General features: G+C 60.1%; 14 protein-coding genes and 1 pseudogene. 7 read left to right on the top strand and 8 right to left on the bottom strand.

Features of this window, described 5'->3' with window-relative positions; genetic code table 11:
• Positions 1–507: 507 nt before the first annotated feature.
• A complete protein-coding gene (locus AB6809_RS33965; RefSeq protein ID WP_371028272.1) occupies positions 508–1,407 on the top strand; it encodes a ketopantoate reductase family protein in 900 nt (299 codons plus the stop codon).
• A 19-nt stretch (positions 1,408–1,426) separates the two neighbouring features.
• On the opposite strand, the gene AB6809_RS33970 is transcribed toward AB6809_RS33965, so the two are convergent.
• On the bottom strand, positions 1,427–2,398 hold the full coding sequence (locus AB6809_RS33970) for a LysR substrate-binding domain-containing protein (RefSeq protein WP_371028273.1): 972 nt from the start codon (positions 2,396–2,398) through the stop codon (positions 1,427–1,429).
• A gap of 131 nt (positions 2,399–2,529) precedes the next feature.
• Between AB6809_RS33970 and AB6809_RS33975 the strand changes: the two genes are divergently transcribed.
• Positions 2,530–3,066 carry a VOC family protein gene (locus AB6809_RS33975; protein WP_371028274.1) on the top strand — a complete coding sequence of 179 codons (537 nt, stop codon included), beginning with the start codon at positions 2,530–2,532 and terminating at the stop codon, positions 3,064–3,066.
• A 334-nt stretch (positions 3,067–3,400) separates the two neighbouring features.
• On the opposite strand, the gene AB6809_RS33980 is transcribed toward AB6809_RS33975, so the two are convergent.
• From AB6809_RS33980 to AB6809_RS34005, 6 genes are all read right to left on the bottom strand, one after another.
• On the bottom strand, positions 3,401–4,078 hold the full coding sequence (locus AB6809_RS33980; protein WP_371028276.1) for a transcriptional regulator: 678 nt from the start codon (positions 4,076–4,078) through the stop codon (positions 3,401–3,403).
• Between the two features lie 74 nt (positions 4,079–4,152).
• Positions 4,153–5,094, bottom strand: a complete 942-nt coding sequence (locus tag AB6809_RS33985; protein WP_371028277.1) for an ornithine cyclodeaminase family protein — start codon at positions 5,092–5,094, stop codon at positions 4,153–4,155.
• Complete coding sequence (locus AB6809_RS33990) at positions 5,091–6,047, bottom strand: threonine/serine dehydratase (protein ID WP_371028278.1); 957 nt, start codon at positions 6,045–6,047, stop codon at positions 5,091–5,093. The genes AB6809_RS33985 and AB6809_RS33990 overlap by 4 nt, the downstream gene beginning before the upstream one ends.
• A 12-nt stretch (positions 6,048–6,059) precedes the next feature.
• The gene (locus tag AB6809_RS33995; protein ID WP_371028279.1) at positions 6,060–7,226 is read right to left on the bottom strand and encodes a succinylglutamate desuccinylase/aspartoacylase family protein; all 1,167 of its coding nucleotides are present in this window, start codon (positions 7,224–7,226) and stop codon (positions 6,060–6,062) included.
• Between the two features lie 154 nt (positions 7,227–7,380).
• A complete protein-coding gene (locus AB6809_RS34000; protein WP_371028280.1) occupies positions 7,381–8,121 on the bottom strand; it encodes an ABC transporter substrate-binding protein in 741 nt (246 codons plus the stop codon).
• Positions 8,122–8,654: 533 nt separating this feature from the next.
• A complete protein-coding gene (locus AB6809_RS34005; protein WP_371028287.1) occupies positions 8,655–9,419 on the bottom strand; it encodes a sulfite exporter TauE/SafE family protein in 765 nt (254 codons plus the stop codon).
• A gap of 965 nt (positions 9,420–10,384) precedes the next feature.
• Here AB6809_RS34005 and AB6809_RS34010 point away from each other — a divergent pair.
• On the top strand, positions 10,385–11,101 hold the full coding sequence (locus tag AB6809_RS34010; RefSeq protein WP_371028281.1) for a helix-turn-helix domain-containing protein: 717 nt from the start codon (positions 10,385–10,387) through the stop codon (positions 11,099–11,101).
• A 320-nt stretch (positions 11,102–11,421) separates the two neighbouring features.
• Positions 11,422–11,784, top strand: a complete 363-nt coding sequence (locus AB6809_RS34015) for a hypothetical protein (RefSeq protein ID WP_371028282.1) — start codon at positions 11,422–11,424, stop codon at positions 11,782–11,784.
• Positions 11,785–12,041: 257 nt separating this feature from the next.
• On the opposite strand, the gene AB6809_RS34020 is transcribed toward AB6809_RS34015, so the two are convergent.
• On the bottom strand, positions 12,042–12,986 hold the full coding sequence (locus AB6809_RS34020) for an AraC family transcriptional regulator (RefSeq protein WP_371028283.1): 945 nt from the start codon (positions 12,984–12,986) through the stop codon (positions 12,042–12,044).
• A 55-nt stretch (positions 12,987–13,041) separates the two neighbouring features.
• On the opposite strand from AB6809_RS34020, the gene AB6809_RS34025 reads away from it, so the two are divergent.
• The 3 genes and pseudogenes from AB6809_RS34025 to AB6809_RS34035 form a co-directional block, all read left to right on the top strand.
• Complete coding sequence (locus tag AB6809_RS34025; protein WP_371028284.1) at positions 13,042–14,034, top strand: SDR family NAD(P)-dependent oxidoreductase; 993 nt, start codon at positions 13,042–13,044, stop codon at positions 14,032–14,034.
• A gap of 54 nt (positions 14,035–14,088) precedes the next feature.
• Positions 14,089–14,931 (top strand): SDR family oxidoreductase, encoded by an 843-nt coding sequence (locus tag AB6809_RS34030; protein ID WP_371028285.1) that lies wholly within the window; start codon positions 14,089–14,091, stop codon positions 14,929–14,931.
• 154 nt (positions 14,932–15,085) lie between these two features.
• Positions 15,086–15,523, top strand: a pseudogene (locus AB6809_RS34035) (transposase); the annotation flags it as partial.
• Positions 15,524–15,707: the final 184 nt, after the last annotated feature.

A 15,707-nucleotide genomic window follows, 5' to 3' on the forward strand; every position in this document is an offset into this window, starting at 1 on the left:
GGTCTCACGCAAGCGACGCTCGCTCGCGAATGCCGTTGGGTGGTCCGACTGTGCCACCCGCGGCCGGTCGAGATCGCCATTCATTTGAATCGCCCAGGTCTCGTCCGCCTCCGCTCAACCGCCGGTTTCCGGCGAGCGAATTGCCGGTCGCACTGCTACCGCTCGGCCGCTTCGATGATGTCGCGGCAGGCAAACTCGAGATCCTCCTTGGTCACGATGACCGATACGTTTTTGCGCACGATCGACTGCCGTCAAAACGCGATGAAGAACCGTCCTCGGCTTGTCCTGATAGCCCTCCGCCTGGGCTGACACCTGTCCGGCCTACTAATGATCAGGCCGGCCGAGGCCCGAGCTTTGACTCCTGGAAGCCGTGCGATTGTCCGGCTATTGGCACGGGGCCGTCCGTGCACGGGCACCCGTCACAGCGACAGACACTGCTAACGTGTTCGGCATTGCGCGGCCGCCATTCTGGGCTGCCGAATCTCGAGATGAACCCGAGGAGGTAATATGCGATTCGCAGTCTACGGAGCTGGTGCTGTTGGGTGCTATTTTGGCGCGATGTTGGCACGGGCCGGCTATGACGTCGTCCTGATCGGCCGTGCGCGTCATGTATCGGCCATCTCGCAACGCGGTTTGCGTTTTCAGACCCACACATCCGACGAAACGGTTCTGGTTCGGGCGACCACTGACGCGTCGGCCGCTATGTCAGCGGATGCCGTTTTCGTATGCACCAAGTCAGCGGGGACGGCCGAGGCGGCCCGAACGCTGCGTCGCATACTGCCGCCGCGATCGCTCGTGGTCAGCCTTCAGAACGGAATAGAGAACGCTCATCTTCTGCGGACGCAACTTGAACAGCCGGTGATCGCCGCGGCCGTCTATGTTGCCGCAGAAATGGCAGGTGATGGTCATCTGCTGCATCATGGCCGAGGCGACCTCGTGATCGAGGACTCAGCCGAGGCAGGCTCAATCGCCAAAGCGCTGCGTCACGCCGGCATTCCGGTCCTGCAGTCGTCCGACGTGACCGTCGCCTTGTGGCGCAAGCTCACGCTCAACTGTGCGTACAACGCCATCTCTGCAATAGTGATGCAACCGCTTGGGGCGATGCTTAGACGTGACCTTCTTCGCTACACAATGAAGGACGTGGTCGCGGAGTGTTTCGCGATTGCGGCAGCGGAAGGAGTCACGTTTGAAGAGGACGTGGCCGATTTCGTTGAGCAGATAGAGCGCACGATCCCCGCCGGACAGTTGTCGTCGACGGCCCAAGATCTCGCCAAGGGCAAGGCCAGCGAGATCGACTACCTCAATGGCACCATCATGCGTCTCGGGATCGAGCGAGGCATTCCGACACCTGTGAATCGCACGCTCTATACGCTCGTCAAAATGGCGGAGGCTCAACGCGCTCGATGACTGACGTTGGGGTGGGGATTCACCCGGGCGTAACGGTGGGCGCACCGCGCGTCATCTCGTTGCCCATCCTGACACCACCGCTCACATCAAGCCGGCTGCCGTTCGTGGACGCGCGCACCAAGTCGATGAACGCTGAAAGCCCGGCGGGAAGATGGCGCCTACCCGGATAGAAGAAAGACAGGGGCGCCAGCGCCGGCACCCAGTCAACAAGCAGCGCGACCAGTCGTCCGGTCGCGAGGTAGGGAGCAGCGAGTTCCTCACTGACGTAGGCCACCCCCGCGCCGTCGATTGCTGCCTCGACCATCACGTTACGGTTGTCGAGGATGAGCGGGCCGTCGACTTCGAGTGCCAAGCGTTCTCCCGCGTTCTCAAAATTCCACCGCTGCGTTTGCGATCCGGGCGCGCGTCTGCGCAAGCATCGGTGTCGGCGCAAATCGAGCGGATGCAACGGCTCGCCGCGGCCACGTAGATAACGCGGCGACGCGACGACCGATTGACGTCTCGGCTGCCCGCACGGCAAGGCGACCATATCCAGCGGCACATTGTCGGGCGACTGGATGCCGGCGTCAAAGCCTTCAGCGACGATGTCGATCAGGCGTCCGTCGGTCGCCAGATCCACTGTCATGTCCGGATACGCCTGAACGAATGGCATGACAATCGGCTCGAGTATTGACCGCGCGCCAGCCTCGCAGGTACTGATCCGAAGCGTCCCTTTGGGCGACAAGCGAAAACCTTTTGCCGCCTCGACGGCCAGATCGATATCGTTCAGCGCGGGGCGTACCCGCTTGAGGAAAGCTTCCCCTGCTTCCGACAGGGCGACACTGCGCGTCGTCCGATTAAACAGTCGGACACCGATGCGCGTTTCGAGCGCCGCAATCAGATGACTGAGTGTCGAACGTGAGAGACCAAGCTCCTGCGCCGCCATCCGGAAATTGCGGTGCGTCGCAAGCGCCACGGCCGCATTGAGTTCTAGAAGTCCAGTCGTCTTCATTGTTCTGTTTTCCGCACCAGGGCATCCGGGCCGGGAGATTGCGCGGATTGCCGCCGGATCTTAAGCTGATTTCGATGTGGAGCGTGGTTGATCACGCCCCTCCTTCCGACAATACGAATATGAGGAGTGTTATGAGTCGTCGACTAGACCGCCTGCCCTTACGTCTTCATCACCATGCTTTTACAACCGACGATCACGAAGCGAACCGCCAGTTTTACGAAGACATTCTAGGTCTACCGCTCGTCGCCATGTGGATCGAAGACGAGGTCATCGATGGCGAGCACGTCGAGCTCGGCCACGCGTTTTACGGGCTTGCGGACGGTAGTGCTCTTGCGTTCTTCCATTTCGCCGACCCGCAAAAGCAGGCACTCTGGAAAGCGCGCGAGCAGTCGCTCTTTATCCATTTGTCCCTGCTCGTTGAACCTGGAACGCAGCAGCAGATCCAAAAGCGCATCGCGGATGCGGCACTGCACAGTTTCACGATGGACCATGGCTTTTGCAAATCGCTCTATGTGAAGGACCCGAATGGCCTGATGCTGGAATTTACGGTCGATCATCCTGATGCGCAGACCATAGCCGAAACCATGGCTGCGAGTGCGCACGAAGATCTCCGACGGTGGCTTCGTGGCGAGCGGAAACCGAACAACGAATGGCGTCCGCCGATGTAAAACACTTGAATCAGTGCGGGCTGCACCCCGCCGCAGTCCCAAAAAAGCTATCGCACTCGGATGTACACAGCGCCGTGCGATTGGATCGGCGGATCCGAAGTCGATGCTGAACACCGGATTCTCTCGGTCCGATGGCTGTCAAGATCCGTCAGATATTGCTACTGCATCGGCGTGCCAGCAGCAGACGGCCGCACGTCGATTAGCGAAACAGCGCCGCGCCGACAAAATGTCGGTCGCTTCTGGTCTGCCTGCGCCCGTCGAGCGCGGCGCGAACAATCGCTATTCGGTTTTATCGGAGCGCATGCCATCGCTTGAGCGGTGCTAACCGAACTGGCTATTTCTTCAGTCGGGCCGCACTTTCTGCTTGAGCCTGAGCGTCGCGCAGCTCGCCGATCCGCTTGTAAACGGTTGCGCGTCCCATCCCCAGTATCTTGGCGACGTAATTCACCGCACTTTTGACGCCAAATGCGCCTTCTGCAAATAGCGCGTCGACCACATTACGTCGGTGCACGCGCGACAGCGTCGGGAGCGACAGCTGGCGTTCGCGCAGCCATCCGTGCAGGAACGCGTTGATCCGCTCCTGCCAGTCGTCGCGAAAGAGTGCCTCCGGCTGGCTGACGAGTGCCACGCGAGAGACGACCGTGTCGATCACATTCTTCATGTCGTCGAACACGGCGATGTTGTAGTTCACGCACATCACCGCAACCGGCCGCTCACTATCGTCACGTAGCATGATGCTGACTGATCGCATCCGGCGGCCATCCCAGTTGAGCTTCTCGTACGGGCCCATGGTGCCGTCCGGTGCGACTGCCGCGTCAATCTCCTCTAGCGCGGACGCGTCGCCCAGTTCCCGCTTCGATAGATTGTTCGCGATGAACGCGACCGTTTGAGTGCCGAGGTCGTGGAGCACGACCTCGACGTACGGATAGAACAAAGCGGCGATACCGTTTGCCACCGCTTCCTGATGTTTCAGCAATGGGTGCAAGCCGCGGGTGATCTTCCGTTTCGTCATGCGGTGGCGTTCATTCCAGTAGGCCACACATTGTAGCGCCGGGATACCCGCTGCCGCGTTCCATCGTTGCGTAGTCAGGCCGCATCCAGAACGCACGCCGCGGCGGCAGCGTCCTGCACCGCGAGCCCTGTCAGGTCGGCCACGGTAATCTGCCTGTCGTCGCCACGCACGCGTCTCCCGACGGCAAGCGCGCTGCCGAGTTCAACCGTGTCGTCCGGCGCGCGCAGACCGGCGGCGATCGCATGAGCCAGTTCGCCGTAGGCGGCGCACTGCTTCAGCGAGTCCACGACTACGCAGTCGGCGTCGCCGACGATTGCAGCGTCGAGCTCCTGCTTGCCCGGCGCATCGGCGCCGACCGCCGTGACATGAGTGCCGCGCTGGATCCACTCACGGCGCAAGATGGGTGCACGGGACGCGGTAGTAGTGACGATGAGGTTGGCGCTGCGCGCCAGTTTCTCGGCGTCCAGCGTCACGCGGACATCGTAACCGAGCCGCGCCGCGTCGGCGCGGAACGCCTCGAGCTGCATGGCACTCCGCCCCCAGACGATCGCCTTCCGACACGGTACGACGCTGGCCAGATAGCGCAACTGTAGACGGGCCTGTTCGCCGGTCCCGACGATACCGATGGCCCGCACTTCGACCGGAGCGAGCAGTCGCGCGACAATCGCGCCGGCGAGTGCCGTCCGTATTCCAGTGAGCCAGCCCTGATCCTGCAACAGCACCAGCGGCTCGCCGGTTGTCGCGGAGAGTGCGAGTACCAGGCCATCGTTGGTCGGCAAACCATGCTCGGCATTTCTGTAGAAACCCGTCGAAACCTTGACGAAGAAGGCCGGCTGCCCTTCGACATAGGCGGACTTCACGCAACAGTCGCCGTCGCTCGCCACGAAGCGAAAATTCTGGACTGGCGGCAATTGCACATCCCCGCAGGCATGGGCGATAAGCCCCGCCTCAATCAACGCGAGCGCCTTCGCGGGATCGAAACGACGCATGATTTCATCTTTCGTCAGGACCTTCATCGCACGGCCTCAATGAACGTATCCAGCTTGATGTTTCTCCCGCACAGGACGATCGCGACTGACTGGCCCTGCAATTCCGGTGCGATTTTCAGGAAACTGGCGAGCGCGACGCCGGCCGCCCCCTCGACCATCCAGCGGTCGCTCAGCGCGAGCCGTTTCATGGCATCGCGAATCTCCATCTCGGTGACGAGAACGCTCCGATCAATCACGCGCCGAGCGATCGGCAGTGTGACGGCATCAGGGTCGACGCCGCCCGCAGTTCCGTCCGAGATGGTTTCCGTCTCCTCGACCTGGATTACGCGCCCCGCTTCAATGCACCGTTGCAGTGTCGGCGCATTTTCCGGCCAGCACCCTACGATCCTGGCAGGTGCGCGGAAGCCGCGCATGGCCGTACCTATCCCAGAGATCAACCCTCCGCCGCCGACCGATGCGAAGACGGCGGCGAGGTCCGCATGCTGTTCCCACAACTCCGCGCCGATCGTTCCCTGGCCGGCGATCACATCCAGATCGTTGTATGGCGAGATGAACGGCAACCCCTCCGCCTCGGCTCGACGTGCTGCCTCAAGCTCGACTTCGAGCGTCGACGCATCGATCGTCACGACCCGCGCACCTTGCGCACGGATCGCGTCGAGCTTGACCGACGAGGCCGACGTCGATGCATAGACCGTGACGGGCGCACTGGCGAGCTTGCCGGCCAAGGCCACTCCCTGTCCGTGATTGCCCGTGGACACCGTCGCAACACCGCGCTCTCGGGACGCGGCGCCAAGCATGCGCAGCTTGTTCGACGCGCCGCGAAACTTGAATGACCCGGTATGCTGCAAGTGCTCGCATTTCAGCCACACGTCGCAACCCGTCTGAGCGGACAACATCGGACTATGCTCTAGGGGCGTCTGCGCTACCTGCGGCCGCAGCGCGACATGCGCGTCCAGGATCCGGTCGAAAAGGTCTTCCATTTTTCTATCCAGTTAGAAATCGTTGAGCAGCTTGCCGGGCTCCCGGCCTGGTAGCCGCGCCGCGCCGGCCAGCAGTGCGACGCGCTGGCCGACCCGGACAAATCTGAAATGCTGGCCGACGAGGAATACGCCGTCCACATCGCTGCGCACCTCGGCTCGGGCTGTATCCGGGCCACCGTCAAGTGCGACGATTTCCGCAAGGAGCTCGCCATACGACACCCGATCGCCGGGATGCTTTCGGTACACCACGATGCCGGTCGCCGGCGCTCGAAGATGCGATGCCCCTTCGAGCGGAAACACGTCTGGCCGGTCCAACTCCTTGCTTCGTCCTGACAACGGGTGGAAGTCAACGCCACCCGCATCGCCTCCCTCCGGTTCGATGAGCTGTTCCTGTACGAGAAATCGTAAAATCCCGCGCGCGTCCTCGAGCGCTGTTGCGTCGTCAACATCGCCTTGGCCGCGAAGCTCGATCGACGCGCAGAATCCGCTCTTGTGCGGATCAATCAATCCTGCTTCGACGGCCGTTCTCCATGGCTGTGTGAAGGATTCATCGAACGGTCTGCCGCCCGCATGATCCTCGACCAGCACAGTGCTGATTCCCATCGCACGCGCCAGCAATTCAGCGCGCGCTGCCTGGGCCCGGTTCGCATAGAGGTGCAGCACGCCAGCCGTATCGCAATGCAGATCAAGCACCAGGTCATGCTTGAGCGCCTCTCGCAGCAGCGCAAACTTCAAAGCGCCGACGGTATCGTCACTCCGGTGACGTTCAAGTAATTGCGCGAACAACCTTTTGACCAGCGCGACATCATTGCCCGTGGACGTTTCATTGCCGGACATCGCGGCAATGTCCGATGCGATCTCCGGAAATGCCCGGTTGAAATTCTCACCGTTTTCGAGATTGAACCGGCCAGTCGGCATTCCGAAGATTCGCTGGCCCAGCCCGACCGGGTTGGCGAATGGACAAACAACCACGGTGCCGGCGATCTGTCCTTTGCGTTCAAGATCCGTCAGCAGCCGCATGAGGTGATGAGCGACCAGCAGTCCTGGATGTTCGTCTGCATGCAGCCCGGCCTGTACATATGCGCTCCGGCTGCTTCGGCCGCTGCCGAACGTGCACATCTTCAACTGGAACGATGCGCCAGGCGCCAGCGAGGGCAATTCGATCGTTTCTGTCTTCATACGCGGCTCCTTCTGTATATCGGTTCACTCGGGCGGATCGACGACAGTGAGCCGATGAGAGGCCGCTTGTCCCGTCGATTCCCGTAGCGGAAGACGGCAGTCACCGGGCATCCCCACCGCACGTCAACCATCCCGCTCGGACTTGTTGCCTCGATCACCTGGCGATGATGTCGCGCCCAAAATATTTGCGGGACAAGGCACTCAGCGTGCCATCCGACTTGAGTGAATCGAGTGCGGCGTTCACCTTGCTGCGCAATGCGGCGTCTGCCTTGCGCATGCCCAGACCAATCCCGGCCCCCAGCAATGCATCGTCGCGCAACGCAGGGCCAGCGAAATCAAAATCGCGCCCTTCGGGCTTCGACAGGAAACTCTCGGCCGCCACGGTCGCCTCCTGCACACTCGCGTCGAGTCGACCCGCCGCCAGATCCGCGAAGATCTGATCCTGCGTTGGATACGACTGCACCTCGGCACCCGCCGGAGCCCAATGGTGCTTCGCGTAATCCTCCTGCGACGAACCCTGCAGCACGCCAACCCGCTTGCCCACGAGCGCAGAGGCGGTGGGCAACAGATGCGCAGTGCGGCGCGCAACCATCTGCATCGGCACAACATAGACCGGCGACGTGAATGCGATCGCGGTCTTGCGCTTGTCGGTGATGTTCATCGCTGAATCGATGACGTCGAACTTCCTCGCGTCGAGCGCCGGAATCAGCCCGTCGAATGCGTTTTGCACCCACACGCACCTGACACCCATTCGCGCGCAGAGCGCATTGCCGACGTCAATGTCGAAACCCTGCAGCGCTCCGGCCGGCGTCAGGCTTTCGAACGGAGGATAGGCAGCCTCGACGCCAATCCGCAAGGTGCCCGCCGCTGCGGCCGCCCCGGACGACAGCAACATGACCGCGCTGCAAAGTGCGACGACAACACGTCGCCCCAAGTAACTTGTTTCGTGCCTGCTCATATGTGCCTCTCCGGTCCACGTCTTGATGCTGGTTTGCCTCGTCGACCCAGGATCGCATCCGTCGGACGCACTCCGTTGCGACACTTCCGCTGCGTTAATTGGACTGTACGTCCAATCTGGATGTCTTGTCCAGTTAACAAAAACGGCCGCCTTGACCTGCGTGAGAACCGGTCATCGTTGTTTGCAACCATTGGCACGGTCTGTGCCCTTCCGAACTGCAACATCTGGCCGACGGCACACTACAGCGTGCGGCCCCGCAGCTACGAACTGAACGCAACGGCGCGATCGCTTGCCTCGGGCCTATCGAAAGTACGGCGCGCCGAGCGTTTAGTTACTCAGCGGAGCGATGAATTGCAGCCAGCGCTGCGTGCACTGGCTGAACCGGCGCGTCGACCAGCGAAGCAGCGATAGTTAGTCCAGCCAGGAATCGCGCGCCCGATGTTGGCTTCCAGCTACGATTTTGTCGGCGATTAGAACCAGTACTGCCGGGCATAGATGAGAGACATGACCACACCAGCCGCGATAACGAATTTTCTGACCCACGCCGCGGGCAGAACCCGTATCAGATGTCCTCCTACATATCCACCAATCAATGCGCCGCCTAGCATCACAATCGTTGGCGGCCATGCTACCGCCCCTTGCCCCACGAAGATGATCACCGCCGCCAGCGAAACGCAGCTCGCCAGTACATTCTTCAGCGCCTTGACTGTGCGAATGTCTCCCACTTCTACGATTGACAATACCGCAGTCAGCATAACGCCGAGACCGGCGCCGAAGAATCCGCCATACAAGCTCGTGATCCCCACCACCGATGCAGGGAAGCCGACCGACTCGCCACTCGCGATGTCCCTGTGCCTGAGCGCCCTGGCCTGGATTTTGGGCGCCAAGGCGAACAGCACTGTCGCGAATGCGATCAGCGCGGGAACCGGCAACGTGAACAGGCGCTCAGGCAGGGCAAGCACAGTGCATGCGCCGATCGCTCCACCGGCAAGTGAGGTCACGCACAGGATGCCGAAGCGCGTGGACCTTGCGGGAAGCTTTGAGCGGTCCGCTAATACTGCGACCAGATGTCCAGGCGAGATCGCCACCGCGTTCGACGCATTGGCTGTGATTGGAGGAAGACCCGCCAACAGCATTGCCGGGAAGGTAATAAGCGTGGCACCGCCCGCCATGGCATTGATCAGGCCGCCTGCTATACCTGCAAGGAAAAGAAAAGATACTGTTGTCCAGCCCATCACGGCCCCTCGTCAAATAGAAAAAGTCTGCGGCAAACGCGGTGCCGGGTCTGGGACGTTTGTGACCAGGCGACGCGCTTCACCATAACGGCAAGGTTAATCCCGAAGGCAAAGGCGAAGGTGACACGTTGAACGTTGACGTTCATCAGCGCTGGTTATATGCGTCTACATCGGCAGCAACGAGGCAGGTCTCCGGCGCGATTCCGCATTGGTCACTGGGCCACGCAACTCGCGATAGCGAGTTTCGATTTCGCTCAGGACGCGTGCGAGGCTGTTCGGTTGTGCCAAGTTAATGCGATGCGCGCATCCGATGCAGCCGCGCTGCAGGGGAATGCCGCTCGTCGCGACCGGACGAGGACGATGCCCGCTTAATGCAAGGAGTGGTTGAGTTTTTTGGTATGCCGGATCAAATTGAGTGCCGGCAGTAAGAAGCGGAGACTCCGGAATGTCAGCGACCGTGGACAAAACGAATCGCGAGAGCGTATCGGCCGCTAAATCCCGGAGTGTAGGTCGTGCACTGCGCCTTGCCATGACGAAAGCAAGCGGGGAATGCTGTTGGCGTTCGCGCACAACGTCCAGAGAAGGCGTTGACGCAGCTACCGCGTCGCGGCGTTCTGGTTCCGACGAAACGCTGCGCAGGTCTGTGGCGGATAAAGCCCGCCGTCTCTGGTCGGCTTTCTTGGCCACGCGCACTCGGTAGGCGAGATGGCATTGTCAAGCGACTAGCGCTGCACATCGCGGTCAGGGAGGCCAGGCGCGGTGGCGATGTTTACAGCGTACGTGATGGGATTGCCGGTCTTCGCACAGGCTAAAACCGGAAGCGATTGAGCCGGCTATACTGGGTAACATCTTTACTTGCTAGGGGGGGCGGTTCAGGCATGCTAAACCGATAAGCGGTGCGCGAATTGGATCCCCACAAATGATCGCGCAGAAATTGTCCAAAGTCCTATTTCGAGAATTGGAACATGACGCAATCGCTCATCTTCGAGGCGGCCTGCCCCGCATGGCTAGGCGACCGTTTTGAGCCTGGCCCGACGACGGCGTGGCTCTATCGCCGGGCATCCGCAAGGCACGCGATTGAGACTGCCTATTGGGAAGGGCCGGCCTCGCCGGACGGCAAGACGCACTTCCATGACGAAGCACAGATGGTCTTTACCATATCAGGGCGTCGCCAATTCATCGTCCGCTCAAGCTTGTATGTCGTCAACGCAGGGCAGTGCCTGTTCATTCCGGCTGGTCAGCTCCGCCGATCTGTTCCGGACGACAGCGGGCCCACCCGGTGTCTAAACCTGTATGTTCCTCAATCCAACGTGGCTGCGCTGTGCAATGCACTGCAGGTCGGTCCAATGACCGCAATGGAAGCCCGCGATGTATCCGATGTTGTGAGGCGGTCGCTCATAGCTTTGTCGGACATGGGCAATGAATTTGGGGATGTGTCGGCCTTGGCAGCTTCGTTTGGGTATAGCCGTGAAGCATTTAGCCGAAAATTTTCAAGAGAGACAGGGGTAGGCCCTGCCGAATTTTCGTTATTGGTGCGATTGAACCGGGCTAGAGCCCTCCTGCGAAAGGGCGATTCGGCAGCCATGACCGCGCTGGAATGCGGCTTTGCCGATCAGAGCCATATGGGTAGGCAGTTCCTGCGGGTTTTCGGCACCTCGCCCGTTCAATATGCCCGCGCGTGAACCGGATCACAAACGTACCAGACGAGATTTGTGACCAATAAGACACTCCGCCTGTAACGGGCGCGTCCAACAATGAACCTATTGCAGATCTTTGCTGTGCGGCCGCAAAAAGCGTGGAGTTGCCAACGCTATTCAGGTACCGGAATCTCGGCTGACCTGCATGCGCTTCGAAGCCGGACGCGGGACTTTTGATGACTTCGCAGGTCGAACGACTCGAAGGTTTAGGTCTGTCGACCTGCTCCCTCTGAAAACGCTACCAGTCCGGTTACCCCAACCTTCAGGGTCGCAACAGTGGCTTCTTACCGAAAGGAAAATACATCGTGTACGTCCAAAACAATCCCGGCACAGTCACCTATGCAACGTCAACAGTCTCGTCACGTACGAATGCGACCGACACCGGTGCTCAAGCGTCGTCCTTCGAGTCGGCATTAAAGCAACTGAACGACTGGGTGAAGGAGACGCCGCAACAGCGAATGGAAGACTCCATCCTCGCTTCGATGGGACTGACACGACAACAGTTTGAGGATATGTCTGGCCCTGAAAAAGAGAAAATCGCTGGAAAGGTCCGTGAAACGCTTGAGAAAGAGCTTCGGGCTCACGCCGAACAGGCGCAGGCCCATGCGAACATCAAGGGAGCGTCAGTGGCCGCGTCCTCCATAAGCGGGCTCGATGCGCTGGTATAGGGTGGTTGCCTCGACAAAGTTGACGCCTTAATGTCCGCGGTGCGCTCTATTCCTGGCAAACACCCCTTTACGTCGCGCTGGCCCTACGTCGATCCGAACTGAAAGGCGGGGGGCGCCCGGAGTCGTCGGTTGAGGCAGGGACAGGCCTCAGGGGCGGCCGATGGCGGCGGTCTTCAGTCTGACATCGGCAGCCTCGGCTCAGAGAACGCGCCTGCAAATCAAGAAGCAGATATCTGCAGATGCCGCCAATAGACGATCTATTTGCGGCTCCGATAATGCTGAGGTGCGATGCCGGTAACTCTTTTGAACGCGTTACTAAAGGCGCTCTCTGAACTGTATCCAAGGTCACCGGCGAGCGTTGCAAGGGAGGTGCCGCCTTGGCGGAGCGAACGTTCGGCGAGACGCATGCGCCACTGCGTCAGATAAGTTAGCGGGGCTACGCCAGCCGCCTCTTTGAACTTCACCGCGAAGGTCGTACGAGACATCCCCGAAGCCTTGGCCAGACTACTCAGTTCCCAAGCGCGCCCGGGCTGAGCGTGCATCAGTCGTACCGCGGGCGCTAGCCTGCGATCGGCCACAACACGAAGCCATCCGGCTACCAGTGGTCCAGTCTCCGCAAGGTGAACGCGCAGCACGTGAAGAAACATGAGTTGGGCAAGCTGCGTTGTTGCAAGGCCGCTACCCGGCAGTTCTCCCCCCTGTTCGCGTAGAAGCTGAGACAGAAGCCATTGCAGGACAGTTGCGCCGGGCGAGGCAGAACTGACATGGATCAACGGCGGCAGCACATCGGCCAGAATTCGATCGCTGGAAGGATCGAGTAGCACATGCCCGCCGACCTGGATACAGTCCTCGCCGTTACCTATCGCCGCAGTTTTAACCTCTTCGTTGAATACCTCCAATGCGTCCACTGGCGCAGCGTTCAAATCTCCGGCGAGCACATAAGACTCAGTTGTCGATAAAAGCAGCACGTCGCCTGTTTTGACCTGCACAGGGGGTTCGCCATGGATGGACAACCAACACTGCCCCTTTAAAAGGGCAAAGAATTTAAGCTTGTCCGGCGGGGGAAATCGCAGCGCCCATGACCCGCCCGCGGTAAATCCTCCAACAAGGACCGACTGCGCGTTGGCTAGCTTGAGGACGTCTGACAGGGGATCATTGAGCATACTGGAACTATCGCGCATCTTTTCTGTATTTTCAAGCATTCAAAGTTCGGACTGACCGAGCTACAGTGAACGCTGTCAAACACTGAGGCTTGCTATGCAGACGCGTCAACAACCCATTGGGTCCGGTTTCTCTCCGTCTTCCACGACTTCCGACGTGATAAGTGGTATCAACCTGAGCGGCAAGACCGCTATTGTGACGGGTGGCTATGCTGGACTCGGTCTGGAAACAACCCGGACGTTCGCGTCTGCGGGGGCGCAGGTCATCGTCCCTGCCCGCGATATCCAGAAAGCCGCCGCGGCCCTGGAGGGCATCCCCCAAGTCGAAATTGCGGCCATGGATCTTCTCGATCCGGAATCGATAGATCATTTCGTGCATGCATTCATCGGGTCTCGCCGAACACTCGAAATTCTGGTCAACAGTGCGGGAATCATGGGATTGCCGCAACTCACAAGGGATACCCGAGGCTACGAGTATCATTTCGCGACAAATCACCTTGGTCATTTTCAATTGACTACGGGCTTGCTGCCGGCCTTACGCAAAGCCGGGAATGCGCGTGTCGTATGTGTATCGGCGTGGGCGCATCGTCTGTCGGACGTCGTATTCGACGATCCCAATTTCGAGCACCGTGACTACCGGCCTATGCTGGGTTACGCGCAATCGAAGACGGCCAACATCCTGATGGCGGTCGGGCTGGATGCACGCGAGCGAAATAACGGAGTGCGGGCGTTTTCGCTACACCCAGGCAGTATTCTCACCGACCTGGGTCGCCATTTCACGCAGGAGCAACGGCAAGCGTTTGGCGTCCTAGACGAACAAGGAAATCGGATCGTCGATCCAGCGAAACAGCTCAAGACAGTTGAGCAAGGTGCGGCCACTCAGGTTTGGTGCGCTACAAGCCCCAGGCTTGACGGTATGGGCGGCGTCTACTGTGAGAACGTAGAGGTAGCGGGGATGGTTCCTCCAGACGAGCGCTCCGGGTGGGCCGGCGACGACTCGACGCGAAAAGTCGGGGTGATGCCACACGCCGTCGATCCCGTTTCGGCGGACCGGCTTTGGGCTCTTAGCGAACTGCTTCTGGCCGCGTAGCTGTGCGCTATCACCCGTCTTCCAGAACCCATCGCCATCATTAAAGGAAATACTATGTCCAGGACCGTTCTGATTACCGGCTGCTCATCTGGTTTTGGTGAGGCAACCGCGCATTTATTCGCACAGCGCGGCTGGAACGTCGTGGCGACGATGCGTCGGCCCGAGGTAGGTGTCGAGCTCGGCAAGCGCAGCAATGTCCTTGTTACCCGGCTGGATGTGCAGGATTATGAAAGCATCAGCGCGGCGATCGCTGCAGGCATTAGTCGCTTTGGGTCCATTGATGTCGTCGTGAACAACGCGGGTTTCGGCCTGAACGCTGTCTTCGAGAGCATTCCTCGCGAGAAGATCCAGGAGCAGTTCGACGTTAACCTTTTCGGCGTAATGGATGTGGTCCGTGCGATCCTTCCGCATTTTCGCGCGAAGCGCGATGGCGTAATCGTCAACGTCAGCTCCGGCGTTGGCGTGTTTGGACTGCCGATGGCGACCCTTTACAACGCCTCGAAGTTTGCGCTCGAAGGTTTCTCCGAAGCGCTCTCCTATGAACTTGCCGCCGTAGGGGTGACGACAAAGATTGTCGAGCCGGGCGCTGCGCCGAGCACTGGATTTCCAGCACGTACCGGAGAGGAGGCAAAGCAATTTGATATCCCGTCGGATTACGACGATTTCATTGCAGCAACGGGTGCAATTTATAGTGGTTTCAGAGACGGGGCGGACGAAAACGTCGTCCAGAAGGTCGCCGAGGGCATCTTCTTTGCTGCGACCGACCACTCTCATCAGTTGCGTTATGTCCTGACCGAGGATATCAAGCCATTTGTCACTGCTCGCCGCGAGACGTCAGAATCGGAGTACATGGGGCTAATGCGGCGCACGTTTTCATTAACCGCGTCCGAAGCTTGACATCGGTGGGGCGCCGTATAGGTCCACTCGTTCGGACTGGCGTGCGCCCCGGTCTGCTTCGAGCGCGGGACCTTCCAAGATACTCGCGGAAAGTTCGCTTGGCATCAGCCGACCCGACAAAGCGATAGACGCGTCGAATGTCTGTTGCCGGGGGCGGACGGCCGAACTCCACAGCATCGAAGCCGACATCTGCGGCAAGGCGCCTGACGAGCGTCTGCGCTTCAGGCAGGAAAAGAGCAAGCCGTTGCTCGCGAAGCTCGAAGCGACGATCAGGGTGAAGCTCGCGACGCTATCGACAAAGTCCGCGCTCGCAAAAGCAATCAGCTACTCGCTGAACCACTGGGCGGCGCTCGTGTTCTACTGCGAGGACGGTCGAGCCGAGATCAGCAACGTGCTTGCCGAGAACGCCCTGCGCTGTGTCGCGCTCGGACGCAAAAACTATCTGTTTGTCGGCTTGACAGCGGGGGCGAGCGAGCCGCCGCGATGTATGGCATGACCGGCAAAGCTCAACGGGATCAACCCGCGCGCCTATCTGGAATACGTCCTGACCCATATCGCTGGTGGGTCAGGATTCCGTGCAAATCAACAATGAGTCCACCGGCGTCACGCACGGATTGCCGAAGCTGCGCATCTCTACGGGCGTCGAAAAACGAAGCCCGAGCTTGACTCTCGGAGGAAGTCCTTGCAAACAGTATCGGCCGTAAGCACCTCGCGACGGCCGTTCGCAACGGGACGTTCGCGTGAGGCATGATCGGGAATCAGGCTACCTGGTTCTC

This window comes from Paraburkholderia sp. RCC_158 (assembly GCF_041355255.1).
In the GTDB taxonomy this organism is placed as follows: domain Bacteria; phylum Pseudomonadota; class Gammaproteobacteria; order Burkholderiales; family Burkholderiaceae; genus Paraburkholderia; species Paraburkholderia graminis.

What these genes read in the sequence shown, in the direction of transcription:
- AB6809_RS33965 (WP_371028272.1), top strand. Translation starts at nt 508, where the DNA reads ATGCGATTCGCAGTCTACGGAGCTGGTGCTGTTGGGTGCTATTTTGGC.
- AB6809_RS33970 (WP_371028273.1), bottom strand. Translation starts at nt 2,398, where the DNA reads ATGAAGACGACTGGACTTCTAGAACTCAATGCGGCCGTGGCGCTTGCG.
- AB6809_RS33975 (WP_371028274.1), top strand. Translation starts at nt 2,530, where the DNA reads ATGAGTCGTCGACTAGACCGCCTGCCCTTACGTCTTCATCACCATGCT.
- AB6809_RS33980 (WP_371028276.1), bottom strand. Translation starts at nt 4,078, where the DNA reads ATGACGAAACGGAAGATCACCCGCGGCTTGCACCCATTGCTGAAACAT.
- AB6809_RS33985 (WP_371028277.1), bottom strand. Translation starts at nt 5,094, where the DNA reads ATGAAGGTCCTGACGAAAGATGAAATCATGCGTCGTTTCGATCCCGCG.
- AB6809_RS33990 (WP_371028278.1), bottom strand. Translation starts at nt 6,047, where the DNA reads ATGGAAGACCTTTTCGACCGGATCCTGGACGCGCATGTCGCGCTGCGG.
- AB6809_RS33995 (WP_371028279.1), bottom strand. Translation starts at nt 7,226, where the DNA reads ATGAAGACAGAAACGATCGAATTGCCCTCGCTGGCGCCTGGCGCATCG.
- AB6809_RS34000 (WP_371028280.1), bottom strand. Translation starts at nt 8,121, where the DNA reads ATGTTGCTGTCGTCCGGGGCGGCCGCAGCGGCGGGCACCTTGCGGATT.
- AB6809_RS34005 (WP_371028287.1), bottom strand. Translation starts at nt 9,419, where the DNA reads ATGGGCTGGACAACAGTATCTTTTCTTTTCCTTGCAGGTATAGCAGGC.
- AB6809_RS34010 (WP_371028281.1), top strand. Translation starts at nt 10,385, where the DNA reads ATGACGCAATCGCTCATCTTCGAGGCGGCCTGCCCCGCATGGCTAGGC.
- AB6809_RS34020 (WP_371028283.1), bottom strand. Translation starts at nt 12,986, where the DNA reads ATGCTTGAAAATACAGAAAAGATGCGCGATAGTTCCAGTATGCTCAAT.
- AB6809_RS34025 (WP_371028284.1), top strand. Translation starts at nt 13,042, where the DNA reads ATGCAGACGCGTCAACAACCCATTGGGTCCGGTTTCTCTCCGTCTTCC.
- AB6809_RS34030 (WP_371028285.1), top strand. Translation starts at nt 14,089, where the DNA reads ATGTCCAGGACCGTTCTGATTACCGGCTGCTCATCTGGTTTTGGTGAG.